Consider the following 22,446-nt stretch of genomic DNA (forward strand, 5'->3'; position numbering starts at 1 on the left):
CACAGAGAGAACATCATGAGCAAGCCCGCCCGACACGTCTTCGTCTGCTCCCAGAACCGCCCCGCCGGCCATCCGCGCGGAGCCTGCCAGCACAAGGGGGGCGGAGAAGTGCTCCAGGCCTTCTGGGGCGAACTGCAGAGTCGCAACTGCTGGGACAAGGTAGCCGTCACCTATTCCGGTTGCCTGGGCCCCTGCGATCGCGGGACCAACGTCGTGGTTTATCCCGAAGGCGTGATGTACAGCAATGTCACCACCGCGGATGTAGGCGAGATATTCGATTCGCATCTGCTGGGGGGCACGCCGGTCAGTCGTCTGCTCACCCCGGAGGGCGTGTGGTGAATCTTTTCACCGGCGAATCCTCGGATGCCTTTTTCGGTGGCGAGGTGCCGCCGCTGGTGCGTCGCCTGCTTGACCAGGCGCGCACCGCAGCACCGCATGAAATGGAATCCCTGCTTTGGACGGCGCAAGTCAGCGCGCCCGAGTGCCTGCCGATCTACTACCTGCTCTACAAGTTCCACGCCCGACTGCGCCAGTACGAGCAAGCCGAGCGGGCGGCACTCAAGGGTGTCAGCGTCGCGGCGCGCCAGGCGGCGCTCAGGGATGACTGGCGCGCGGTCGCAGCCGGAGATGCCGACTTTGCCGCACCCGGGCCGGCGCGCTTCTGGCTCTTCAGCCTCAAGGCGCTCGCCTTCATCTACCTGCGCTCGCACCGCGCCGACGCTTCGCGCGAGCTCGTTGAAAAACTGCGTGAGCTGGATCCTGACCAGGGGCTGGGCGGTGAAGTGATCGCAGCCCTGCTTCAGGGTTCCGACAACGCCCGCTGACTGACCTGAAGGAGCTTGCAATGCCGCTCTATGATTTTCTCTGCGCCGATTGCCACACTACCAGCGAACTGCTTGTGCGCAGCAGCGACGCGACACCGCTCTGCCCACGATGTGGCAGCACGCAAATGAGCAAGCAGATGGCCGTGCCTTCGCCGCCCGGCAAGTCGAAAGGCATCATCGCACGCGCCCGTGCGCGGGCCGCACGGGAAGGACACTTCAGCAATTTTTCGGCCTCCGAGCAGAAAAAACTGCTCAAGACCTGAAGGCGTGTCTGCCCGGCAAGTGCCGGGCAGTCCTCTGGGGCATGGCGTGTGGTGCAGCACCGCGAGGCGGCTTGCACCGGACCTGCTTAATCGGCCGCTGCGGGGGCTACGCTGGCCGCGGGAACGCGTTCGATCTGATCCTTCTTGCCGAAGGTCGAGGCCAGGAGATGATTCATCTTGCTGATCGCCCCCTTGAGCGCGTCAGCGGTGTTGGCCGCTTCATGCGTCACCGCGAGCGGCGGCAGGCCGGCAGGCCGCGCTTCCATTGCGCAGCGGTGATCGTTGCCCGAGCGCGGGCCATTCACGTCACGCATGTGTACTTCGACCCGGGTCAGCCGGGTCCGGTAATGCCTGAGTCCGTTTTCCACCTCGGCGGCAAGGCTGGCGATCACGCCGTTGCGGTCTGCTGCGCGGGTATCGATGCTGATTTCTACTTTCATATAACCTCCTGGACTCACTTCAGTTCGGTTGATACACCCTCACACCGGACTGGATCCGCCGCGGCCTTGCGACCCTGGCGAGCAGCGCCGGTATGAATGTGATAACGGATTGCGCCCGGAGTTCCTTTGGGGGCGTGTTCTTTTTTGCTGCAGTTGCGGCGTTCGCTCCGTGCCGGCCGATTGGCCAACCTCCGCTCCTCCAACTTTGGAGCGCGCAGGTCAGCCATTGCGGAAACTCCCAATCCGGCCAGAAGGCTGTAAGGGCTTCAGCCCGTCCGGAGAAATGCCGTTTCCCGCCCCACGGAAATCATGGGAATCGCCCGCTCGCGCTGCCTGCCCCCTCTGCGGTGGCAGCCCGGGCGCTTGCCCGAAACAGGAAAGGCCCGTCATGAAACTGCTTCGATCGCGTCAGGAAACCCTGGGTGCCACCGTGCTTGCCGGCACGCTCAGTCAGGTGAGTACGCAACTCGCGTCACTGCCCGGCCGCCCGAGCTTCATCTCGGGCTATGTGTCTCCCGATCTCGATATCAACGCTGCCGCGCGTGCCATTCAGGCGGCGCACGGAACCCTGCCCGTGCTGCTGTGCTCGACCGCTGGTGAGCTCTGCGGCACGGGGCCGAACCTGTATTGTCCGACCGAGGGGGCGCGGGACCATATCGTGCTGCATTGCTTTGACGATTCGCTGATCGAGCGCGCGGAAGTCTTCGCGATCCCGCTCGGATGCGAGGACCTGCGCCGCGGCAGCATCGAGACCGGCGTGCGCGAGCGTGTCGCACGGATCGCGGAGTCGCTGCGCAGACAGCAGGTGACGATTCCGATCGACTATCGCGACACCTTTGCCTATGTGATGTTTGACGGGCTCTCCTCCTCCGAATCCTTTTTCATGGAAGCACTCTATGAGTCCGGCTGCTTTCCCTGCCTCTTCGTGGGCGGCTCGGCAGGCGGCAAGCTCGACTTCAAGGCCACCTGGCTGCATGACGGCCGTAACGCGCTGCAGAACCATGCAGTGATTGCCTTCCTCAAGATGGCACCGGATGCCCGCTTCGGCGTGTTCAAGAGCCAGAACTTCGAGCCTGCCAACCTGAGTTTTCATGTGATCCACGCCTCGGTCGAGCAGCGCACCATCAGCAATGTGCTTGCGAAAGACGGCCGCGTGGTCTCTCTCGTCGATTCGCTCTGCGAAGCGCTGCATTGCGAACCGCAGCAACTGCTCGATCGCCTTGCGGATTATTCATTTGCCATTCGCGTCGGCAAGGAGCTGTTTGTCCGCTCCGTTCACAGCATCGATGTCGAGCAACGCCGGATGAACTTCTACTGTGACGTGGCCCCGGGCGAAGAGCTCCTGCTGGTCAAGCGGACGAGCCTGGTCGACTCCACACGCCGGGATCTGCAGAAGTTCCTCCAGGGAAAACCCGCTACGCCGGCAGCAGCGATCCTGAACGACTGCATTCTGCGCCGCCTGTGCAACACCCGAGAGCTGCCGGAAATGCAGTCCGTGCTGGGTGGAGCGCAGACGGCGGGATTCTCGACCTTCGGTGAAATCCTCGGGCTGAATCTCAACCAGACACTGACCGCGATTTTCTTTTTCAAGCTGCGCAAGGGCGAAAGCTTCCGTGACGACTATGTCGACAACTTCGTCATCCACTACAGCGAGTTCAAGGCCTTCTTCATGCGGCGCCAGATCGGCAAGCTCTCCGGGCTTTCGCGCCTGATGGGCCAGCTGATCAACAACTACAAGCAGCAGGACTATTCGATCCAGCTCGACGCCGAACTCTTCGATGGTGACATGGTGACGGTGGCGGGCGACCTCAACCAGCTCGGACACATCCTGCAGGCCGCGCAGCAGCAGCGCAGCGACATGTCGCGCCGGGTCGAGGCCTGTGTCCAGGAACTCTACGCATCGATGCAGGATCTTGGCCAACATGTGAGCGACCAGGAACGACTGGCGCATAGCGCGGGCGACACCACCAACACCCTCCGTCAGGGGGCCGAGCAGGCCGCTGGCAATGCGCGCCGGCTGGCCGACGCCAGCAGCCGGATCCGCGGGGTCGTCGAGGTCATCCAGCAGATCGCGGACCAGACCAACCTGCTTGCCCTCAACGCGGCAATCGAGGCGGCGCGCGCCGGTGAAATGGGCCGGGGCTTCGCGGTGGTGGCTGACGAAGTACGCAAGCTTGCGGAAAAGTCGCGCAAGAGTGCGGGAGAGATCGGGCTGGATATCGCCACGCTCGCCACGAACATCGGCAACGTGGCCAACGAGATCGAGCATCAGTCTAAAGAGGTGAACACGATCTCGAGCATGCTCGGCGAAATCATGAACCTCACCGATGGCACCTCCAGTACGGCCCAGCAGACCCGCGCCATTGCCGACACGCTCAAGCAGATGACCGAGGGTTGAGGCCGGATCGATCCGCGCGCACGCTCGCCCGGCCTGCCAGTTGAAACGCCGGGCCTTGTGCGCGGCCATCACGATCATGCCGTTTGCATCATCTGGACGCCCGGCGTGAGGGCCTCCACATCGCCGGGCACTTTCTCGCGACCCCGCTTGAGGTATCACCCGGAATCCCGTGCTGACAGCCGGCACTCGGCAGCGCTACAGTGGCGGCTCCGCTTCGATCTTTTCGCCACCGCATGTCCGACATTGTCGCTGTCATCGACTTTGAAACCACTGGACTCTCTCCTGCGCACGGGGCACGCGCCACCGAGATCGCAGCGGTGATCGTCGAGAACGGCTGCATCGTGGATCGCTACCAGAGCCTGATGAATGCCGGCGTACGCATTCCGACCGATATCGAAGCCTTCACCGGCATTACCAATGCCATGATCCGGCAGGCTCCGTCGGCCGATGCAGTCATGGAAGCCGTGGCCGATTTCGTCGGCGACTATCCACTGGTAGCGCACAACGCGGCCTTCGATTCGAAGTTCTGGGATGCCGAACTCGCCCGCATCGGTCTTGCCCGGCAGCAGGGCTTCACCTGTTCGCTGCTGCTCTCGCGCCGCATCTTCCCCGATGCGCCCAGCCACCGGCTCGAAAGCCTGATCCGCCATCTGCACCTGCCTGTGAGCGGGCGATTCCACCGTGCGCTGGCGGATGCCGAAATGACAGCCGGGTTGCTGGGCCGTCTGCGCGAGGAGTTCTGCCGGCAGCACGCCTACCCCGACGCTCCCTTCGAAATCTTCGAGCATGCACAGAAGATTCCGGTCAGAAAACTCGGCGCCTTTGTGGCCGACGCACGCCGCAAGGCGCGCTGATGACAGGGCACGTCCGCCGCTTGCGCATGCCCCTTGTACGCGACCCGCTCGAACATCGCCTTCTTGAAATGCTTCGAGCCAGCGCCTGGTTCATGGACGCCCTGGTCACGGTTCGCGATCTGGAACTCGGCAGCTGGTGCATCGGTGCTGGTGCGATCCGGAATCTCGTCTGGGATGCCCTGCACGGCAAGGCTGAACCCTCTGCCCTCTCCGATGTGGACGTGGTGCATTTCGATGCCAGCGATCTCTCCCGCGAGCAGGATCTTGCCCTGCAAGCCAAGTTGTGCGAGCGGCGGCCGGCCATCCCCTGGGAAGTCACCAATCAGGCCGGCGTTCATCTGTGGTTCGAAGCCTGTTCGGCCATGCCGTCGATCCGCTCGGCTCGCTGCACGAAGCGGTAGCCTGCTGGCCGGAATACGCAACAGCACTCGGCGTCACGCTTGCCAAGGACGACAGCCTGAGCCTCATCGCGCCCCATGGCCTTGAAGATCTGTTCGGCATGATGATCCGCCGCAACCCGGCCAGAGTCAGTCTCGACACCTGCCACGAGCGGATCCGGCAGAAGCGTTACACCGAGCGCTGGCCGCGCGTTCGCATCGTTCCGTGATGAGGCCCCTCTGCTCAGCGCGCGCTGATGTTATGCGGCACAATTCATCGCTATAGCAAGTAGCGCCCATCAGCCAAAAGGAGAACCGCTATGGAACTGTTCACCGCAATCCTGAGCATTGCCTTTGCGCTTGCTCTTGGGGCTATGAGTCCCGGCCCGAGCTTCGTCATGGTTGCCCAAACCTCTCTCGCCTTGTCCCGGAGGGACGGACTTGCTGCTGCACTTGGAATGGGGGCCGGTGGCGTTCTCTTTTCCAGCGCCGCGCTTCTTGGGTTGCTGGCCCTGCTGGCAGCCGTTCCTCTGCTCCATATCGCGCTGAAGGTTCTCGGTGGCGCTTACCTGCTCTACCTTGGATATCGTATTTGGCGGAGTGCTCACCAGCCATTGGTCCTTGGAGATACTTCTCTGCAAGGCCAGCCAACCCGCGTTTGGCGTTCCTTCGCACTCGGCCTATCGACTCAAGTGAGTAACCCCAAGACTGCTGTCGTGTATGCAAGCGTATTCGCATCGCTCCTGCCAGTAGAGGCTCCGCCGCTTGTACTCATCGTTCTGCCGATCATGATCTTTGTCATCGAAACCGCGTGGTACTCCGTGGTCGCGGTCGCGCTGTCTGCACCGTCGCCGCGCGCGCGCTATCTCGCCTCCAAGGCGTGGCTTGATCGTACCGCGGGGGCCATCATGTCCTTATTGGGCATCAAGCTCATTTTCGAGGCTCGGTAACCGTGAGCCTGGGTGCTAACAAACTCTTCGAGAGGAATGAAGGGCGATCCCCCTTTACGCTGGAGTGAGTCAAATAGCCCTACTTTTAAATACCAGGACCGACATCCGTTCGCAGGAGGCTCTTCTCACTACGCTCTATACTTCGAAGATCCAAATGGCATCAAAGTCGAAATCGTAGCGCCGCCGGAAGCTTGACTATTCCAACCAAAGCGTCCGCACGCCAGCCGAGTTTTCGGTTTTCATTCCCGGGTTTTTCGCTTCAGATAACCTCCACGCAAACCTCATGAATATCCGCCCTGCCGTGCCAGCAGACGCTGAAGCCATCGGCCATATTCGAGTGAACGCGTGGCGAGCTGCTTATGGCGGTCATATGCCTACCGAGTATCTGGCAAGCCTTGATCCGCAGGCAAACCTCGCTGGCTTGCGGGAAGCTCTCGCGTCACCAAAGCCTCCCTTCGTGCTTGCCGTTGCGGAATGCGACCAGAAGCTTGTCGGGTTTTCCATATCCGGCAGTCCGAGGTACGAAGCTGCACGTGACACGCTTGAGCTATGGGCGCTGAATGTTGATCCGCGCTACTGGCGCAAGGGCGTGGGCAAGCGACTGGTTCAGGAGATGCTTCACTCGGCCAGCGCTGCCAAGGCATCCTGCGTGGAGCTTTGGTGCCTTCATGGCAACCTGGCCGCTATGGCTCTGTACGAGTCTTGCGGTTTTGTCCGCACAGGTGCCGAGCGCACTACAACGGCCTTGACCGGCATGCCGCTGAATGAAGTGGCGTATGCGCAGGCGCTCAGCCCCATCCATCGAGCGGAATGATTTTTGAAGCGAGGCGGGACCGCCTTTTCACAGACCTTTCTTCAATGCATCAAGGGTGAGAGGCATGGAGAAATCGAGGCGGGTATGACATAAGGATCCAGTTTCCGATCGCCCATTCGGTCTGGCCACATGCGCCCCGCCTCGCGGGGGCAAGCTGAATCTTCCCTGGGTGCCGAGCTCGCCCCCCCTTCACACCTCCGCCGGCGCGTGGGTGTAGCACTTCTTCGGGCACACCTTTGAGCAGGCCTGGCAGCCGATGCAGTTGGCCTGGGTGGCGATGGTCATGACCTTGCGCTCGAATTCGTCATCGTCGTCCTCGTTCTCGGGGTCGACCAGCACGATGTCGCCGTCTTCGGTCATGCCGGCCAGCGCCAGTACATTGTTGGCGCAGACCTTCACGCAACGGGCGCAGCCGATGCATTTCTCCTGATCGAGATCGGCAACAAAATGCGGGGTCCAGATCGCGCCGCTGGGCAAGGTGATGGAATAGGTACTCATGACAGGGCTCCCGGGGCGGAGAGGCCCGTCATGCCTCGGGATGACGGGCGGGTTGATCAGTCGGGGTTCAGGCCGTTGCCGCGGCGAGTTCCTGCCGGGCCGCGGTCAGCGATTTGTGGGCGTCGTAGGCGATCTGGGCGACCTCCATGATCTTTTCCCAGTTCGTCGGCAGATCTTCGGAGAGGTCGTGCAGATCCATCTTGGCCTGCGTCGCCTTCGCGTTGAGTTTCTTGACCTGTGCCTTCAGGGTTTCGATGTCTTCCATGTCTGCTCTCCACTCAGCTCCAGTCCGCCACTTCGCGGAACTTCTCGATCATCGCGACGCCTTCATCCACATACTTGGTGCCGGCCTCAGCCAGCTTGGTCAGCGATGGGAAGCCGAAGCGATGCACGTCGCGCAACTGCTTGTTCACTACCACCAGGCGACCGGCGAGCAGCACCTGACGGCCAAAGCCCTCGTGCGACATCTTCATCATCGGGGTCACCATGACCTTGGTCGCGCGCTCAATGCAGAGGCCCACGGCGTTGAAGAACTGCTCCATCCGCCACAGCGTTTCGGGGTCGGGGTCGCCCATGATCGGCAGTGCACGGCGCGCTTCCGGCGTCAGGATGAAGGCTTCGAGCAGCTTGGCGTCGCTCTTGCCGTCCCACTGGCCGTGGGTGTCTTGCGCGCGAAACTGCTTGGCGAGCTGGCTCAGGTAGGGGGTCGCCAGCGCGGCGGCGTCTTCTGCCGCGGTGTCGGTCTTGTCCACAATGGTTTCAGTCATTTTCAGGCCTCGTCTTCAAAGTCGAATTCGCGCTCCTGGTCTTTCATCATGACCTTGCGCAACCAGGGGGGCGGCGTACCGTTGAGCACGTCCTGCAGTTTTTCAAGGATGTCCATGATCGGCTCCGGGCCGCTCACCTTGATCGGATGGATCTTGCTGGCCACCACCCGTGCGGCGGCCGATCCACCGATGGCGGCGACATAGACGATGGACACGTCCTTCAAGGCGTCGAGCTTGGGGGCGAGCTTGTCTTCGTCACCGTCTTCATCGAGCTTTCCCCCGAAGTCGAAGGTCTCCAGATAGGTGGAGCCATCTTTCGTGACGTCATAGATAGCGATGTGCTTGGCCCAGCCGAAGTGGGCGTCGACGCGTTGTTTGTCCTGCGTGGCGAATGCAACTTTCATGGCTGGAGCTCCTTCGGAAGTTGAATGACGGAGACATCGGTTTCCGTGCTGCCCGAGCAGCCGCAGCCACCGCTGCCACATCCACCTGCAGGCGCACTGCCCTGCGCAGCGGCAAGACTCTCTGGCGACAGGGGCCAGTCCCCCGGCTTGGCCTGATGCTCGGACTCCAGCAAGGTGTTGGCCCAGAGCGTGATCAGCTCGCGCGTGCCGCGATAGCCTGCCATCAGCACATGGGAGGCACCGAGCCGGTCGAACATTGGCAGACCGGTACGCAGCAGCGGAATGCCCAGGCGCTCCGCGGCCTGCCGGCCATGCGAATGCGTGAGCAGGATTTCACAGCGCTCGGCCTTCGCCCGCAGTTCGAGGTCTTCCAGATCGCCCAGCAGCACTTCATCGACGGGCAGGCCGGCGATCACGGTCGACTGGGTGGTCGTGACCGCTGCCTTCACTTCAGCACCCATGTCATGCGCGACATGGACCAGCGTCGCCAGCAGATCGGGCTCGGCACCGATAGCGAAGCGGCGTCCGCCGATCCAGAAGTGTGCGTCCAGCATCACGTCCTGCAGCTGGCCGCGCTGACGACGGTATTTCATCGCCACCGGCTGGCCGGAAAGTTCTGAGAGGCACTGCATGAACTCATCCACAGCACCCAACCCGGTGATGCGCTCGAACAGCCGGAAAGGCACGCCGGTGCGGTCTTCCAGCGCCGTGGCCGCGCCGCGCATCTGGCTGCCGATCGCAATGGTGGCGATGGAGGCGCCCATGCGCTGCATCTCGGCCAGCGTGGTGCCGCCCAGCGTGGTGGGCGTGAAGTTCTCGGGAATGTGGCCGTCGAGCGAGCCGGAGATATCCGGCAGTACCACGGCGCGCAGACCGAAGGACGCGATGATCTCTCGCAGCTCGTCGATATCGGCTGCAGTGAGATGACATCCGGGTAGCAGGTTGATCTGCTTCCGGTCTTTCTCTTCGACCGGCTCGGCGAAGGCGTCGATCACCGCCATCACGGCCTTGCCCCAGCCATCTTCGAAAGCGCCCACATAGTCCGGCGTCGACACGTAGACGATCTTCGTGCCTTCCAGCGTTTCGCCATGCTTGCGGTGGATCAGCTTCAGGTAGCCGTCGACATCGTCACCCTTGGTTTCGGTGAGCCCGGTCGAGGCGATCGCTATGAAGCTGGGGTTGGCCCGCTTCTTGATGTTGAGCACTGCCTGCTCGATGTTTTCAAGCCCGCCGAGAATGGTGCTGACCTCGTTCATGGCGGTGGTCTGCAGCGGGATTGCTTCCTTGAAGTGACGCACCAGCAGCACCAGGCCGAAGGAAGTGCAGCCCTGTGAGCCGTGCATCATGGGCATGCAGTTGTCCATGCCCATGAACGCGAAGCACGCGCCCAGCGGCTGGCTCATCTTGAGCGGATTGACGGTGCAGGCCTTGCGGGGTTCGACGAGGGTGGCCATCAGTGTGCTCCCCTGCTCTGGCGGGCGACGGTCACGACCGCGGGCTGCCAGTGATGTTCGTGCGCCGCGGCCTGTCCGTGATGAAGGCGGACGAGTTCGCGCAAGTCAGCTGCCAGCCGCACACACAGCGCGCCAAGCCCGAAGAGTGTCAGCACACATCCGGCCAGCTGAAGGAGAGGGGTATGTTCCATGTCGCTCTCCTCAGGCCTCGACTGCAAGGTCCCAGGGCGCCGGACGGCGCACCTGTTCCCAGATCGGGTTGTAGAGCGCCTTGTCGATTTCCTGAACCAGTTCCACCATGCCCTCGTAACCGGCGTAGGCGTGGTGGCGTTCCTGATTGATGTCCAGCCAGGGCATCTTGGCCTTGAGCGCGATGAACTGACTGCGCCCGCCAGAGAGCATGATGTCTGCCTGCGCATCCTTGAGCATCCTGTACATCTCGCGCGGCGTCATGTCGTCGATCATGTGGGCGTCCTGGCCCATCAGTTCGAGGATCTTTTCCTTGTCTTCCTTGGTCGACTTCTTCACGCTGGTGCCGACGATTTCCAGACCGGCCTCCTGCAGCGCCGCCACTACCGACCAGCTCTTCACGCCGCCGGTAATCAGCAGCACCTTCTTGCCTTCAAGACGAGGACGATAGGCGGCAATGCGATCGAACGCACGCTTCTCTTCGATGGCAATCAGCGCCTCGGTGCGATCACGCAGGTCTTCCGGCGCACCCTTCAGGATCAGCAGACGAGCGATTTCACGCAGCGTTTCACTCATGTCGCCAATGCCGTAGAAGCTGCCCTCGAAGAAGGGAATGTCGTAGCGCTCTTCCATCTTGCGCGCGATGTTGATCATCGACTTCGAGCAGACCATCATCGCGGCTTTGGCGCGGTGCGAGCTGGCGACCTCCTTGTAGCGGCCGTCGCCCGAGATGCAGGAGAGGATGCGCACGCCCAGCGCGTCGAGCAGCGGCTTGATCTGCCACAACTCGCCGGAGAGGTTGTACTCGCCGATGATGTTGATGTCATACGGCGTGGTGTATTCGGGCTCTTCGGTACCGATCACGTAATCGAGCAGCGCCTCGGCACCGAGCTTGTTGCCCAGATTCTTCGGCCCGACGAAACCGGGTGAATTCACCGGAATCACCGGCTTGTCGAACTTTTCCGTCGCACGTTTGCAGACCGCTTCGATATCGTCTCCGATCAGCGCGGTCACGCAGGTCTGATAGACGAAGATCGCCGGCGGATCGTATTTTTCGATGATTTCCTTCACCGACTTGAAGAGCCGCTTCTCGCCGCCATAGATCACGTCGAGTTCGTTGATGTCGGTGGTGAAGCCGGTTCGATAGAGCTTCGAGCCGCTGGAGAAGGACGTGCGGTTGTCCCAGGAATTGCCTTCGCAGGCGATCGGGCCGTGTACCAGGTGCGCCACATCCACGATGGGCTGCAATGCAATCTTGGCGCCGTCAAAGGCACAGCCGCCTGCAGCCGCACCGGGCGAGAGCTGCTTGGTGCAGCCCTTCTTCTTTTCCTTGGCGGACTTCTGCTGGTTGTGCTCGCAGGCCGGTTCCTCGAACACGTCCTGGATCTTGGCTGATACTCGCGCATCCATTTTGCACCTGCCTCTCTTCGCACCTGCTCTCTGAAGCTCTCACAGCAGGATTGATGCCATTCGACTGAAACCCGCACCGCACCGAGCTTCCCGGTTTTCGGTCCCTGTCATGACCGGGCGCTGCTGCGCGATTTGAATGCTTTGTCGCGTTCCGCTTTGTCCGGTTTGGCAAACCGGATTTCCAGGCGACCATCGCGGCAGGACCGGGAGCCCCGAAAAGCGCCGCGGCCAAGGCGCAGGCGCCGCAGACAGTGCTATTGCACGGCAAGGCGCCAGCAACGCAGGCCCCGGCGCTTTCTCGGGGCCTCCCCTTATTCGACGCCTTCCATTTTTGCTCTATGCAACATCACATCCTGCATCCGCCGATGCAGCGCCGCAGGGGAAAGATCCAGTTCCCGGCGGGCTTCGGCGAGCAGATCCTGGATCTGGTTGGCTTCTTCCATCGTGAGGGCGAGGCGGCCGGCCATGTGGGTGGCGCGGGGCAGTACGCGCAGGATGGCCTGACGATTCGGATGCTCGATCAGGGCCACCAGCTCACGTGCCTCGATGCGGCCATCGAGGCAGACGGCGCCGTCGATGACCTCGATGCGGCGGCCGTCGGATGTCGTGCGGATGAAGGTCGTGCTCATCGTCTTCTCCTTCTCTCTGTTGGGGGCGTGCGAGACATTGATAGCAGCTTGCGTGCCGTGCCGACACAAGCACGCTGTCATGCGGGCATCCGCCTTCCTGGGTCGTCGTTCGGCAGTGCGAAGCGTCACACCGGATGACGCAGCCGGAACAATCCCGACACAGCGAACAAGACAAAACAGACAGGTGCTTGCGCCGAAAGCCCGGTATTGCGGGCTTTTGCACGACGGGAACGAAGCTTGCTGAATAGCCTGCAGCCCCCAGCCCGGGTGGGCCACCCAGAGCAAACGCGAGGTGCAGCATGCAGATCGGTGTTGAGTCCCAGCGTGCGGTCGAGAACCGCCGAGTCTTCGTCATCGATGGGGATGACGTGGTCAGTGCGGGCCTGCAGTTCATGCTGGCCGACGAGATGGAAACCCATGTCTTCGCCACATCGGCCGAAGCGCTGGCAAAGGCAGTGGCCTGGCCGCCGGAACTGGCAATCGTCGGGATCAGCGTGCTGGAGCAGGAAGGTGCCGCCGTCATCACCCGGCTGCGTGAAGCCATCCCGGAGCTGCGCATCCTGATCGTCTGCTTTGACGCCGACGAGCCGCTGGTGAAGGAAGCCATCGAGCGGGGAGCCAACAGCAGCCTGCTCCGCCCGCTCAAGCTGGAGAACGTGCGGCGCAAGGTCGACGCCCAGCTCGGCCGGCGCGCCCCGCTCGCCATTCCCGTTGTCGTCCGCTGAGTGCCATGAACGCCAATACGAAAACCGCTTCGATGCAGCCCGACCACGCCTGTGGCAGCACGCCTGCGGCGCCAGCCCCCAAAGCACCGACGGAACCGGGCCCCGCGATGAAACTGACGCTGGACCGGCCGCATGCCGAATCCCTCGTCAAGTCGTTTCCGGAGCTGCATTTGCTCGCCGAGCAGCTGCGCTTCTCGGAGCGCGCGGAGATTCCGCTGAGCATGGTGCCGGCCGCCGCGCTGGATCATCTTGCGGGGCTCTATGAGGCGGGCGGCGAAGCCTTGCGCGAACAGGCGCTGCGCCTCTCGACCCTGCGCGAGACCTTCAGCAGCGACAGTGGCCCGCGTTTTGCGGAAGGCGAGCTGGAAGCGGCTGTGCCGGCGATTGCACGCTACATCGCGAAAGGCGCGATCCGGGGCTGGCTCTTCGGCATCCAGATGAGCCGGCACGCCCTGCCCTATGTGATTACCCGGCTGGACTTCACGCCGCAGACCAACGAGGAAATCGCCAAGGTCTTCATCGAGATCAAGGCCAATGCCAAGGGCACGGTCAGCACGCAGACGATCCGGCTTTACGCCAGCGATGTGGTCGGCAAGACCGTGCCCGAGATCTTCGCCGCCAAGGGCTTCGTGCGCGAAACACCGGCCCTGATCGAGCACTACGACCGAACCATCGCCCGCTACTACGAGTGGCGCAGCGATTATGGCGCGCAATACTCGGGCTCCGGCACCGGCTTCTATGCCGAAGATCCGAATGCGGCCCGCCGCGACACGGACTGGTCTCGCAAGGATGTGGTCGTGCTCTCCAGCAGCGGCAGCCCGGCACGGCTGGTCAATGACGAAAGCATTCTGGCCTCGCGCGCGCTGACACTCGATGCGCCCGGCGACATTCTCGGTCCCTATCTTCGCCGCGCTGCGCGAAGCGACAAGTATGAAGCCGGCGACGAAGTCGAGATCGAGCGCGCTGCCCTGCCGCCGGATCTCTTCTGCCAGCTGCCGATCCATCCCTACATCCTGATGTTCCACCTGGATCTGCATCACTACCTGTGGGTGCATGTGGACGACATCAAGCCCTATGTCTATCAGCCCGAGCTGAAGGACAAGCTGGTGCTGCCCGAGGAGCAGACCGAGCTGATCGACCTGCTGACCGCCGAAATGGACCTCTTGCTCGACGACATCGTGGCCGGCAAGTCAGGCGGTACCACGGTGCTCTGTGCGGGCCCGGCCGGCGTCGGCAAAACACTCACCGCCGAGGTCTATTCCGAAATCATCCGGCGGCCGCTCTACCGTGTTCACTCCGGCCAGCTCGGACTCAGTGTCGCCACCATGGAAGCAGCCCTGAAGGAAGTGCTGACCCGCGCGCAGCGTTGGGGGGCGGTGGTGCTGATCGACGAGGCTGACGTCTACATCAAGCGGCGGGACAACGACATCACCGCCAATGCGGTGGTGGGCGTTTTCCTGCGCGTGCTCGAATACTTCAATGGCCTGCTCTTCCTGACTACCAACCGGATGGACGACATCGATGAAGCGATCATCTCGCGCTGCATCGCACTGATCCGCTATGCCGCACCGGATGCCGCTGCGCGACGCCGCATCTGGCAGGTGATGGGGCAGCAGTTCCGGCTCGGCCTGGATGACGCCCTGCTCGATCACCTCAGCACGCAGTTTCCCAGCGCCACCGGGCGGGACATCAAGGGTCTTGCCAAGCTCGCGGCAAAGTTCTGCCATCACAAGCAACTAGCGGCCTCTCCGGAAGTCTTCAAGCGCTGCGCGATCTTCCGCGGCATGGAGCCGCACACGGTCTCCGCCGGCTGACTCGGCACACCTACTTCACCCTCACCGACAAGGAAAGCACCATGGCACGCATCGGCATCTTCTTCGGCACCAACAGCGGCAGCACCCGCAAGATCGCAAAGCAGATCAAGAAGCGCTTTGACGACGACACCATGGCCGATCCGGTCAACATCAACAAGGCCTCGGTCGATGACCTGCTGAAGTACGACTATCTGATCCTCGGCACGCCCACCCTGGGCGATGGCCTGCTGCCCGGCATCGAAGCCGAATGCGATGAAGAGAGCTGGGCCGAAGCCCTGGAGAAATTCCAGGGCACGAGCTTTGCCGGCAAGACGGTGGCTTTCTTCGGACTGGGGGATCAGGAGACCTACGGCCATGAGTTCGTCGACGGCCTCGCGCTGATTTATGAATTCTTCGTCGACGCAGGCGCCACCATCGTTGGCCAGTGGTCCACCGAGGGCTACAGTTTCAGCGCATCGCAGGCGGTCGTGGATGGCAAGTTCGTCGGGCTCGCGCTCGACAACGACACCCAGCCCGACCAGACGGCCGAGCGTCTGGATGCCTGGCTGGCGCAGATCGCTCCGGTCTTCGGTCTGACCGTCGCGGCCTGAGTGACGCGGGGCTTCTTCTCATGGGCTGGACCCCGCTCTGCAAGAAGCGCCTGCTCTCCCCCGGCGAGGCCGTGCCTTGCCGGGCCGATGGGCAGGAAATCATCGTGCTCTGGCCGGAGGGCGGCCGCCCGCGGGCGTTTGACGCGCGCTGCCCGCATGAGGACGTTTCGCTCAACAAGGGGATCTTCAACGGCCAGACGCTCATCTGCGCGGCGCATGGCTGGGTGTTTGACGCTCACAGCGGCGAAGGGCTCTCGCCCACCGGATGCGGACTCGACGAGTTCCCGATCCGGGTGAATGGCGAGATGCTGGAGATCGAGCTGGACGAAGACTGAAGCACACCTGCCCGGGTGTGCGCTGCGGGAAATCCCCCTGCCTGAAAGCCTTGCGCCACGGCCGATGCTGACCTTTGATGGAAATTCATTCCCTGTTTTCCGGAATGGGAGGTCGCCATGCTCAGGTTCGTATTGGCCGCTGCCTGCCTGCTGGGCAGTCATGTGCTGACGGCAGCCGCTGCCGGGTCTGGCACGGCACTGCTTGAGATTCGTCCGAACACCAACTGGCAGGATCGCCTTGACCTCGATGACGCCGGCATTGCAGGCGACACCGTGGCGCGGGCACGAAAGCTGGGCCTCTTCGGCTGCCGGCGCTACTGCGCATTGCTCTCGGACGTCTTCGGAAAGATCCGCGCGAGCGCTCGCAGCCAGATGCCGGAGAGCGCGGCCCCCGTCCTCGAACTCATCGTGACGCGCCTGCCGGACGACGCAGCCTGGGCCCTGTCCGACGGACACGTCTTCATCTCGGAAGTCTTCATTCATGACGCGCACCTGAACCGGGACTCGCTGGCCTTCGTGCTGGCGCATGAAGTGTCCCATGCGCTCGCACGAGACCAGGCCGATACCCTGGAACTGGCGCGTGCCATGGTGCCGCTGGGTGTGAACGCCTCGGTAGAGGATATCTACGCCACCATGGATTTCGATCTGGGTGTACTGATCCGCATGGCACCGCTGCTGCAGGACATGGAAAACGAAGCGGACCGCAATGGCCTGATGCTGGCCGCGCTGGCCGGTTTCGATCCGGATGCGGCCCTGGGCTATCTGCGCCACCAGGCCAGATCGGCTTCGCGCCAGGTCGTGATGGCCACCCATCCGGCAGACGCTGCACGCCTCGCGCGGATGGAATCCATGCTGCCGATGGCACGCCGGATCCGGGCCCTGAATGCCGTCAGTGGCCTGCGGGCGATCCGCTACCTGCCGGATCGGCGCGACCTGCCCCGCAGCGGTCTGGCGCCCTGAGAAGCGGTTCTCGATCCGCAGCGAGAGCTTGTCAGCAGAGTGAAGCGCGGCGCAGCACGCGGCGCTCAGGAGGATGGGCAGCGCTCGAGCCCTGATCACGACCTCGCAACAAACTCATGAGCTGTCTCCTGAGCGCGGGAGCGATCACTCGTCGTCCTCGTCCTCACCGGCATTCTTGCGCGGCACGGTGGCCGGGTCGCAGATGATGGGCCGGTAGATCTCGATGCGGTCGCCCGGGCGCAGGCCCGCGTCGAGCTTCACCGCCTTGCCGAACACACCGACCTTCTGCGTTTCAAGCCTGATGTCCGGACACAGCCCGAGAATGCCCGAGCGCTCGATGCCCTCGGCCACTGTGCAAGGCTCCGGCACATCGAGCCGGAGCCAGTATTTCTTTGCCAGTCCGGCATACGCCACGGCTATCTGCATGATCTTCTCCTTCGCAAAAATGCCCGCTGCGCGTCGCCGGGCTACTGCGCGTGCGCGCCGGGCACACAGCCAGCTGACTCTGCCGCCACCCGCTCACGCCAGGCCTCAATGCGCCGGCGTCCGGCGATCAGCATGCCCAGGGTCAGAAAGCCGCCGGGCGGCAGGATCATGAACAGGGTGTTGGCGGATTCGGGCAGGAGCTTGAGCTCCAGAAACGCAAAGTGCGCGCCCAGCAGCACATGCGCATTGGCGAACAGCGTGCCGGCGCCCAGCACCTCGCGGATGCCCCCCATGACCACAAGTGCTGCGGTGAAGCCCAGGCCCATCATCAGCCCGTCGAGTGCGGACAGTGCCACCGTGTTGCGCGAGGCAAAGGCTTCGGCGCGGCCGAGCACCGCGCAATTGACGACGATCAGCGCGATGTAGATGCCGAGCACCTTGTAGAGCTCATGCAGCCAGGCGTTGAGACAGATATCCACCAGGGTCACCAGTCCGGCGATCAGCGCGATGAAGATCGGAATCCGCACCGTGTCGCTCACCCAGTTGCGCAGGCTGGCGATCAGGGCGTTGGAAACGATCAGCACCGCCATCGTCGCCAGCCCCATGCCGAGCCCGTTGGTGGCGCTGCTGGTGACCGCCATCACCGGGCACATGCCCAGCATCTGGCCCAGCACGACGTTGTTGTCCCACAGGCCGTCGCGGATCACGGTACTGCTTTTCGGGCCGCTCACCGCCTCGGCACTTGCCACGGCTTCATCACTCATCACTGGCCTCCCTTCGGCTGGCTGCCATCGAGCAGCTGATCGCGGTGTTGCGCAAAGAATTCCAGCCCGCCCTTTACCGTGCGGACGACTGCGCGCGGGGTGATCGTGGCGCCGGCGAACTGGTCGAACACGCCACCGTCCTTCTTCACCGCCCATCGCTCGGCGCCGGTCGAGGCGATCGATTTGCCCTCGAAGCGATGAATCCAGTCGTTCTTGGTTTCCTCGATCTTGTCGCCCAGTCCCGGCGTTTCGGTGTGATGCGTCACGCGCACGCCCTGCACGATGCCCTCGGCATCGACTGCCATGATCAGGTCGATGCGCCCAGAGTAGCCATTGCCGTGCTGCGCGAAGAGCACGGCGCGCACCTTGCCGGCTTTTCGTGCGCGATACACGCTCACGGCCTCACCGGAGGCATCGCGGATCTCCATCACATCCTTCAGCAGGTTGTTGTCCGAGTAGCCCGGCGGCAGCACCTGCTCCAGGGTCTGGCGGGTGTCGTTCTCGATCGCCGAGGCCACCTGCTCGCGGGAGGCGGTGTAGGCCGCGGCCAGTGCCACGGTGATGCTCACCGCGACCAGGCCCAGAGAGGCCCCCTGATACCAGACTGCATTGAGTCGTTCGGCATGCGCGCTCATTGAAGTTCCTCCCCGACACGGCGTGCGGGCAGCGATTTGCCGGTCAGGCTGCGCCCGAAGATCCGGGGCCGCAACCAGAGATCCAGCAGCGGCGCAACGGCATTCATCAGCAGGATCGCGAATCCCACGCCTTCCGGGTAACCGCCCCAGGTGCGGATCAGCCAGGTCAGCAGGCCGGCGCCGACGGCAAAGATCCATTGCCCCATTGGTGTAGAAGGCGAGGTCACATAGTCGGTCGCAATGAAGAATGCTCCCAGCATCACGCCGCCTGAAACAAGATGCGTTGCTGCGGGCAGGAAGCGCTCGGGCGCGAATTCGTGCCCCAGCAGTGCCGGGATGCCTACGCCGAGCAGGAAGCCCAGCGGAATGCGCAGACCGATGATGCGCTTGGCGAGCAGGAAGACACCGCCGAAGAGAATCAGTAGCGTGGAGGTTTCACCCAGGCTGCCGGTGCGGGAGCCGGTGACGGCCGAGTCATTCACATAAGGCTGGATCGCGTCGAGCAAACCGATGCCGCGTCCGAGCTCGGTTTTCACATGTCCCAGCAGCGAGGCGCTGGTGAGCGCGTCAGGCACCGGCATGCCTTGCAGGCTGATGGCCAGCGCCTGACTCAGGCTCAGGCCGTGGGACAGGGCCGGCGGGTCGATCCATTGCGTCATGCTGACCGGGAAGGACACCAGCAGCAGCGTGCGCCCCACCATGGCCGGATTGAAGAGGTTGCAGCCCAGCCCGCCGAACACCTGCTTGGCCAGCACGATCGCGCAGAATGCTCCCAGCATGCAGAGCCATGCCGGCAGGAAAGGCGGGAGCGACATTGCCAGCAGCGTTCCGGTGAGCACGGCGGAACCGTCCCACAGCACCGGCCCTGCCGGCTTGCCGGACCACGCTACGCAGAGCGCTTCGAAGACCAGACAGCTGCCGACGCAGACGAACCAGGTGATGAAGGCCGGCCAGCCGAACTGCCAGAATCCGGCCAGCACGGCCGGTGCAAGGGCCAGCAGCACGAGGCCCATGATCTGGCCGCTGGTGCGGCTGGTCACCGCATGGGGGGATGCGTGGATCATGCTTCAGTCTCCTGTGCGGCGGCAACTGCCGCCTTCTTCGCTGCGGCCTCGGCAGCGGCTTTTTCGCGCTCGGCCTTGCGGCGGGCATTGGCTTCCGCTTTCTCGCGGGCTTCGCGCTCGACGCGCTCGGTCTTCGCTTCGGTGAGCGCCTTGATCGTGTCCATGCGCTTGCTCTCGCGCGCCCGCGCGGCCAGCTCGCCCTTGGCATGCTGGAAGTACTGCACCAGCGGAATCCGCGAGGGGCAGATGAAGCCGCAGGCGCCGCAGGTGAGGCAGTCGTCCAGGCCGATATCCGCCGCTTCGTTCAGCGCATTGGCATGAATGCGGGCCGCCATCTCGAGCGGCAACAGCCCCACCGGGCAGGCTGATACGCAGCTGCCGCAGCGGATGCAGGCACTCGCCTCGCGCTCCCCCACTTCCGCGGCAGACAGGGCGAGCGAGCCGCTCGTGCCCTTCACGATCGGCATGTCGAGGTTCTGCACGCCGATGCCCATCATCGGCCCGCCACTGACCACGCGCGCTGGCGGCACGCGGAAGCCGCCGCAGCGCTCGAACAGCCAGCCCATCGGCGTCCCGAGCCGCACGCGCAGATTGCGCGGTGCTTTCACCGAGCCGCCCGCCACCGTCACGACGCGTTCGGTCAGCGGCTCGCCATAACGCACCGCGCGATAGACCGCATTCGCGGTGCCGACGTTATGCACCAGCACGCCGACATCTGCCGCGCGGCCATCTGCGGGGGCTTCGATCCCGGTCAGCATCTTGATCAGCTGACGGTCCGCGCCCATCGGGTAGCGGCTCGGAATCTTCACGATGTGCACTTCCGGATAGGGCTTGGCCGCGAGCTTCATCGCGAGAATGGCTTCGGGCTTGTTGTCCTCGATGCCGGCCAGCACGCGACTGGCGCCCGTAGCCTTGAGCATCAGGCGCGCGCCCTCGACGATGTCATGCGCATTTTCCTGCATCAGGCGGTCGTCGCAGGAGAGATAGGGTTCGCACTCGCTGCCGTTGAGGATCAGCGTCGTGATCTTGCTGCGCTCACCCAGCGAGAGCTTCACCGCCGATGGGAAGCTCGCCCCCCCCATGCCGACGATGCCGGCGTCTTCCACCCGCTCGGCAATTTCGCGCGCCGACAGGTTGATCGGGTAGAGCTCGGGCTTCAGTTCACACCATTCATCCAGACCATCAGGCTGAAGGTGGATGGCCATGTCGGTGAGTCCGGAAGCATGCGGCACCACGGTTTCGGCTATCGCCATCACCGTGCCGGAGGTCGGGGCATGCAGGGGCGCTGAAATCTTGCCGCCGGTGGAGGCGATCAGCTGCCCGCGCAGCACCCGTTCGCCCACCTCCACGATGACGCGTGCGGGGGCGCCCACATGCTGAGAGAGCGGCAGATAGAGGATGGGCGGCAGACCGGCCTCTTCGATGTCCAGCGCAGCGGCCGGGTACTTGTGACTGTCCGGATGCACGCCCCAGCGCTGCAGCAGGCGGCGGATCGGCGGGATGACGATGCTGGGCATGATGAGGTCCTCAGGAATACTGCGTCGGTTGCGGCATGACCCAGTTCTGGATGCTCTGCGGCAACTCCATCATCTCGATCGCGCCGGTCGGGCATTTCTCGCTGCACTGGCGGCAGCCGGTGCAGGCTTCCTCCATCACCGCATGAAGCTGTTTCGTCGCGCCGATGATCGCGTCTGAGGGGCAGAATTTGATGCACTTGGTGCAGCCGATGCACAGATGATTGTGGACACAGGCGATCACCGGGCGCATGTCGTCTCCGGCTGCCAGCGTGATGCCGAGATGGTCTGCAATGTTCTGGGCCACGAGCTTGCCACCGGGCGGACAGCAGGTCGGCGCGGCCGTACCGGCGACGATGGCTTCGGCCGCACCGGCGCAGCCGGGGAAGCCGCACTGGCCGCAATTGGCGGCAGGCAGCATCGCCTGGATCTCGGCCACGATGCTGTTGCCTTCGACATGGAATTTTCGGGACGCGAAACCCAGCGCCAGACCGAGTCCCGATCCGATGGCGGCAAGGCTGATGACGGCGGTCAGCATCGTGTTCTCCTTAGTGGCCTGCTGGGACCAGGCCGGTGAAACCCATGAAGGCAAGCGCCAGCATGCTGGCAGTGATATAGGCGATCGGAGCGCCGGCGAAGGTGGCCGGCACGCGCACCAGGGCCAGCCGTTCGCGCAGGCCGGCGAAGATCACCATCACCATGATGAAACCGAGACCGGACCCGAAGCCGGTGACCACGCTGGAGACCAGGCCGGCTTCTCCTTGCGCGTTGAGCAGCGGAATGCCCAGCACTGCGCAGTTGGTCGTGATCAGCGGCAGGTAGATGCCCAGCATGCGATGCAGATCGGGCGTCGTCTTCTTGATGACCATCTCGACAAACTGGACCACCGCGGCGATGACGACGATGTAGGTCAGGATGCGCAGATAGCTCAGATCGAAGACCCGCAGCAGCCAGTGCTCGATCACCCATGCGGCAGCACATGACAGGGTCATGACGAAGGTGGTTGCCAGCCCCATGCCCACCGCGCTGTCGACCTTGGTCGACACGCCCATGAAGGGACACAGCCCGAGGAACTTCACCAGCACCACGTTATTGACGAGTACGACGGCAATGATCGTTAGCAGCATTTCACGCATGGCAACCTCCTGTTCGGGCTCACCATTGCATGCTTCGTGCCAGTACCTGAAAGCCTTGGCGGGCAAGGATTTCTGGGGAAATGCGCGTTTCCGGACCGAGGTCCGCTTTGTCATTCTTGTCAGGGATGTCGGCCGGAAAACGCATCGACATGCCGCTCAATCCGCTTCACGTGTACACAGGGTCATCCGGTCTGCCGAGGGGCGCCGCCGCG

At 63.4% G+C, this 22,446-nt stretch carries 31 protein-coding genes and 1 pseudogene; 15 read left to right on the forward strand and 17 right to left on the reverse strand.

Translation table 11 applies throughout. The annotated features are described in order from the left end of the window. The first annotated feature begins 15 nt into the window (after positions 1–15). From ABDB87_RS11540 to ABDB87_RS11550, 3 genes are read left to right on the forward strand one after another with little or no spacing between them, the layout of a single operon-like run. The gene (locus ABDB87_RS11540) at positions 16–339 is read left to right on the forward strand and encodes a (2Fe-2S) ferredoxin domain-containing protein (protein WP_345927100.1); all 324 of its coding nucleotides are present in this window, start codon (positions 16–18) and stop codon (positions 337–339) included. Next, the gene (locus ABDB87_RS11545) at positions 336–824 is read left to right on the forward strand and encodes a hypothetical protein (protein WP_345927102.1); all 489 of its coding nucleotides are present in this window, start codon (positions 336–338) and stop codon (positions 822–824) included. The genes ABDB87_RS11540 and ABDB87_RS11545 overlap by 4 nt, the downstream gene beginning before the upstream one ends. A 20-nt stretch (positions 825–844) precedes the next feature. Next, complete coding sequence (locus ABDB87_RS11550) at positions 845–1,087, forward strand: FmdB family zinc ribbon protein (protein WP_345927104.1); 243 nt, start codon at positions 845–847, stop codon at positions 1,085–1,087. 86 nt (positions 1,088–1,173) lie between these two features. Here the strand turns inward: ABDB87_RS11550 and ABDB87_RS11555 are convergent, their stop codons facing one another. Next, positions 1,174–1,527, reverse strand: a complete 354-nt coding sequence (locus ABDB87_RS11555) for a hypothetical protein (protein WP_345927106.1) — start codon at positions 1,525–1,527, stop codon at positions 1,174–1,176. A 388-nt stretch (positions 1,528–1,915) separates the two neighbouring features. Here ABDB87_RS11555 and ABDB87_RS20560 point away from each other — a divergent pair. From ABDB87_RS20560 to ABDB87_RS11585, 7 genes and pseudogenes are all read left to right on the forward strand, one after another. Then, positions 1,916–3,058 (forward strand): annotated as a pseudogene (locus ABDB87_RS20560) (FIST signal transduction protein); the annotation flags it as partial. A 372-nt stretch (positions 3,059–3,430) separates the two neighbouring features. Then, positions 3,431–3,925, forward strand: a complete 495-nt coding sequence (locus tag ABDB87_RS20565) for a methyl-accepting chemotaxis protein (RefSeq protein WP_428715123.1) — start codon at positions 3,431–3,433, stop codon at positions 3,923–3,925. Positions 3,926–4,158: 233 nt separating this feature from the next. Further along, on the forward strand, positions 4,159–4,779 hold the full coding sequence (locus tag ABDB87_RS11565; RefSeq protein ID WP_345927109.1) for a 3'-5' exonuclease: 621 nt from the start codon (positions 4,159–4,161) through the stop codon (positions 4,777–4,779). Between the two features lie 26 nt (positions 4,780–4,805). Beyond that, positions 4,806–5,180, forward strand: coding sequence for a nucleotidyltransferase family protein (locus ABDB87_RS11570; RefSeq protein ID WP_345927110.1), 375 nt, complete (start codon positions 4,806–4,808; stop codon positions 5,178–5,180). Then, a complete protein-coding gene (locus ABDB87_RS11575; RefSeq protein ID WP_345927111.1) occupies positions 5,120–5,386 on the forward strand; it encodes a nucleotidyltransferase family protein in 267 nt (88 codons plus the stop codon). Before ABDB87_RS11570 ends, ABDB87_RS11575 begins: the two co-directional genes overlap by 61 nt. A gap of 90 nt (positions 5,387–5,476) precedes the next feature. Then, on the forward strand, positions 5,477–6,106 hold the full coding sequence (locus ABDB87_RS11580) for a LysE family translocator (protein ID WP_345927113.1): 630 nt from the start codon (positions 5,477–5,479) through the stop codon (positions 6,104–6,106). A gap of 283 nt (positions 6,107–6,389) precedes the next feature. Continuing rightward, complete coding sequence (locus ABDB87_RS11585) at positions 6,390–6,920, forward strand: GNAT family N-acetyltransferase (protein WP_345927114.1); 531 nt, start codon at positions 6,390–6,392, stop codon at positions 6,918–6,920. A gap of 189 nt (positions 6,921–7,109) precedes the next feature. On the opposite strand, the gene fdxB is transcribed toward ABDB87_RS11585, so the two are convergent. The 8 genes from fdxB to ABDB87_RS11625 form a co-directional block, all read right to left on the reverse strand. After that, on the reverse strand, positions 7,110–7,418 hold the full coding sequence (gene fdxB / locus ABDB87_RS11590; protein ID WP_345927116.1) for a ferredoxin III, nif-specific: 309 nt from the start codon (positions 7,416–7,418) through the stop codon (positions 7,110–7,112). A gap of 67 nt (positions 7,419–7,485) precedes the next feature. After that, entirely contained in the window at positions 7,486–7,683 is a 198-nt protein-coding gene (locus ABDB87_RS11595; protein ID WP_345927118.1) for a CCE_0567 family metalloprotein, read from the reverse strand. 13 nt (positions 7,684–7,696) lie between these two features. Continuing rightward, a complete protein-coding gene (locus tag ABDB87_RS11600) occupies positions 7,697–8,185 on the reverse strand; it encodes a NifX-associated nitrogen fixation protein (protein WP_345927120.1) in 489 nt (162 codons plus the stop codon). Positions 8,186–8,187: 2 nt separating this feature from the next. Further along, complete coding sequence (gene nifX / locus ABDB87_RS11605; RefSeq protein WP_345927122.1) at positions 8,188–8,589, reverse strand: nitrogen fixation protein NifX; 402 nt, start codon at positions 8,587–8,589, stop codon at positions 8,188–8,190. Beyond that, a complete protein-coding gene (gene nifN / locus ABDB87_RS11610; RefSeq protein WP_345927124.1) occupies positions 8,586–10,043 on the reverse strand; it encodes a nitrogenase iron-molybdenum cofactor biosynthesis protein NifN in 1,458 nt (485 codons plus the stop codon). Before nifN ends, nifX begins: the two co-directional genes overlap by 4 nt. Next, on the reverse strand, positions 10,043–10,234 hold the full coding sequence (locus ABDB87_RS11615) for a hypothetical protein (protein ID WP_345927126.1): 192 nt from the start codon (positions 10,232–10,234) through the stop codon (positions 10,043–10,045). The genes nifN and ABDB87_RS11615 overlap by 1 nt, the downstream gene beginning before the upstream one ends. Before the next feature lie 10 nt (positions 10,235–10,244). Continuing rightward, positions 10,245–11,642 (reverse strand): nitrogenase iron-molybdenum cofactor biosynthesis protein NifE, encoded by a 1,398-nt coding sequence (gene nifE / locus ABDB87_RS11620; protein ID WP_345927128.1) that lies wholly within the window; start codon positions 11,640–11,642, stop codon positions 10,245–10,247. A 311-nt stretch (positions 11,643–11,953) separates the two neighbouring features. Next, positions 11,954–12,271, reverse strand: coding sequence for a hypothetical protein (locus ABDB87_RS11625; RefSeq protein ID WP_345927130.1), 318 nt, complete (start codon positions 12,269–12,271; stop codon positions 11,954–11,956). A gap of 299 nt (positions 12,272–12,570) precedes the next feature. Between ABDB87_RS11625 and ABDB87_RS11630 the strand changes: the two genes are divergently transcribed. The 5 genes from ABDB87_RS11630 to ABDB87_RS11650 all read left to right on the forward strand — a co-directional run bounded on the left by ABDB87_RS11630 (position 12,571) and on the right by ABDB87_RS11650 (position 16,695). Continuing rightward, positions 12,571–12,996: a response regulator gene (locus ABDB87_RS11630; protein ID WP_345927132.1), complete on the forward strand. Its 426-nt coding sequence runs from the start codon at positions 12,571–12,573 to the stop codon at positions 12,994–12,996. Positions 12,997–13,103: 107 nt separating this feature from the next. Further along, complete coding sequence (locus tag ABDB87_RS11635; protein ID WP_345927135.1) at positions 13,104–14,810, forward strand: AAA family ATPase; 1,707 nt, start codon at positions 13,104–13,106, stop codon at positions 14,808–14,810. A gap of 41 nt (positions 14,811–14,851) precedes the next feature. Next, positions 14,852–15,400, forward strand: coding sequence for a flavodoxin (locus ABDB87_RS11640; RefSeq protein ID WP_345927137.1), 549 nt, complete (start codon positions 14,852–14,854; stop codon positions 15,398–15,400). Between the two features lie 20 nt (positions 15,401–15,420). Beyond that, complete coding sequence (locus tag ABDB87_RS11645) at positions 15,421–15,735, forward strand: Rieske 2Fe-2S domain-containing protein (RefSeq protein ID WP_345927139.1); 315 nt, start codon at positions 15,421–15,423, stop codon at positions 15,733–15,735. A 117-nt stretch (positions 15,736–15,852) separates the two neighbouring features. Continuing rightward, positions 15,853–16,695, forward strand: coding sequence for a M48 family metalloprotease (locus ABDB87_RS11650; protein ID WP_345927141.1), 843 nt, complete (start codon positions 15,853–15,855; stop codon positions 16,693–16,695). A 144-nt stretch (positions 16,696–16,839) separates the two neighbouring features. On the opposite strand, the gene ABDB87_RS11655 is transcribed toward ABDB87_RS11650, so the two are convergent. From ABDB87_RS11655 to ABDB87_RS11690, 8 genes are read right to left on the reverse strand one after another with little or no spacing between them, the layout of a single operon-like run. After that, complete coding sequence (locus tag ABDB87_RS11655) at positions 16,840–17,121, reverse strand: RnfH family protein (RefSeq protein WP_345927144.1); 282 nt, start codon at positions 17,119–17,121, stop codon at positions 16,840–16,842. Positions 17,122–17,162: 41 nt separating this feature from the next. Next, entirely contained in the window at positions 17,163–17,885 is a 723-nt protein-coding gene (locus tag ABDB87_RS11660) for an electron transport complex subunit E (protein WP_345927146.1), read from the reverse strand. Beyond that, a complete protein-coding gene (rsxG, locus tag ABDB87_RS11665) occupies positions 17,885–18,520 on the reverse strand; it encodes an electron transport complex subunit RsxG (protein ID WP_345927147.1) in 636 nt (211 codons plus the stop codon). Before rsxG ends, ABDB87_RS11660 begins: the two co-directional genes overlap by 1 nt. Then, the gene (locus ABDB87_RS11670) at positions 18,517–19,584 is read right to left on the reverse strand and encodes an RnfABCDGE type electron transport complex subunit D (protein WP_345927148.1); all 1,068 of its coding nucleotides are present in this window, start codon (positions 19,582–19,584) and stop codon (positions 18,517–18,519) included. Before ABDB87_RS11670 ends, rsxG begins: the two co-directional genes overlap by 4 nt. Next, on the reverse strand, positions 19,581–21,101 hold the full coding sequence (gene rsxC, locus ABDB87_RS11675; RefSeq protein WP_345927149.1) for an electron transport complex subunit RsxC: 1,521 nt from the start codon (positions 21,099–21,101) through the stop codon (positions 19,581–19,583). The genes ABDB87_RS11670 and rsxC overlap by 4 nt, the downstream gene beginning before the upstream one ends. Positions 21,102–21,111: 10 nt before the next feature. Beyond that, the gene (locus tag ABDB87_RS11680; protein ID WP_345927150.1) at positions 21,112–21,636 is read right to left on the reverse strand and encodes an RnfABCDGE type electron transport complex subunit B; all 525 of its coding nucleotides are present in this window, start codon (positions 21,634–21,636) and stop codon (positions 21,112–21,114) included. A gap of 10 nt (positions 21,637–21,646) precedes the next feature. Further along, the gene (gene rsxA / locus ABDB87_RS11685) at positions 21,647–22,234 is read right to left on the reverse strand and encodes an electron transport complex subunit RsxA (RefSeq protein WP_345927152.1); all 588 of its coding nucleotides are present in this window, start codon (positions 22,232–22,234) and stop codon (positions 21,647–21,649) included. 19 nt (positions 22,235–22,253) lie between these two features. After that, positions 22,254–22,385 carry a hypothetical protein gene (locus ABDB87_RS11690; RefSeq protein WP_345927154.1) on the reverse strand — a complete coding sequence of 44 codons (132 nt, stop codon included), beginning with the start codon at positions 22,383–22,385 and terminating at the stop codon, positions 22,254–22,256. Between the last annotated feature and the right edge of the window lie 61 nt (positions 22,386–22,446).

Source organism: Uliginosibacterium paludis, assembly GCF_039631355.1.
In the GTDB taxonomy this organism is placed as follows: Bacteria; Pseudomonadota; Gammaproteobacteria; order Burkholderiales; family Rhodocyclaceae; genus Uliginosibacterium; species Uliginosibacterium paludis.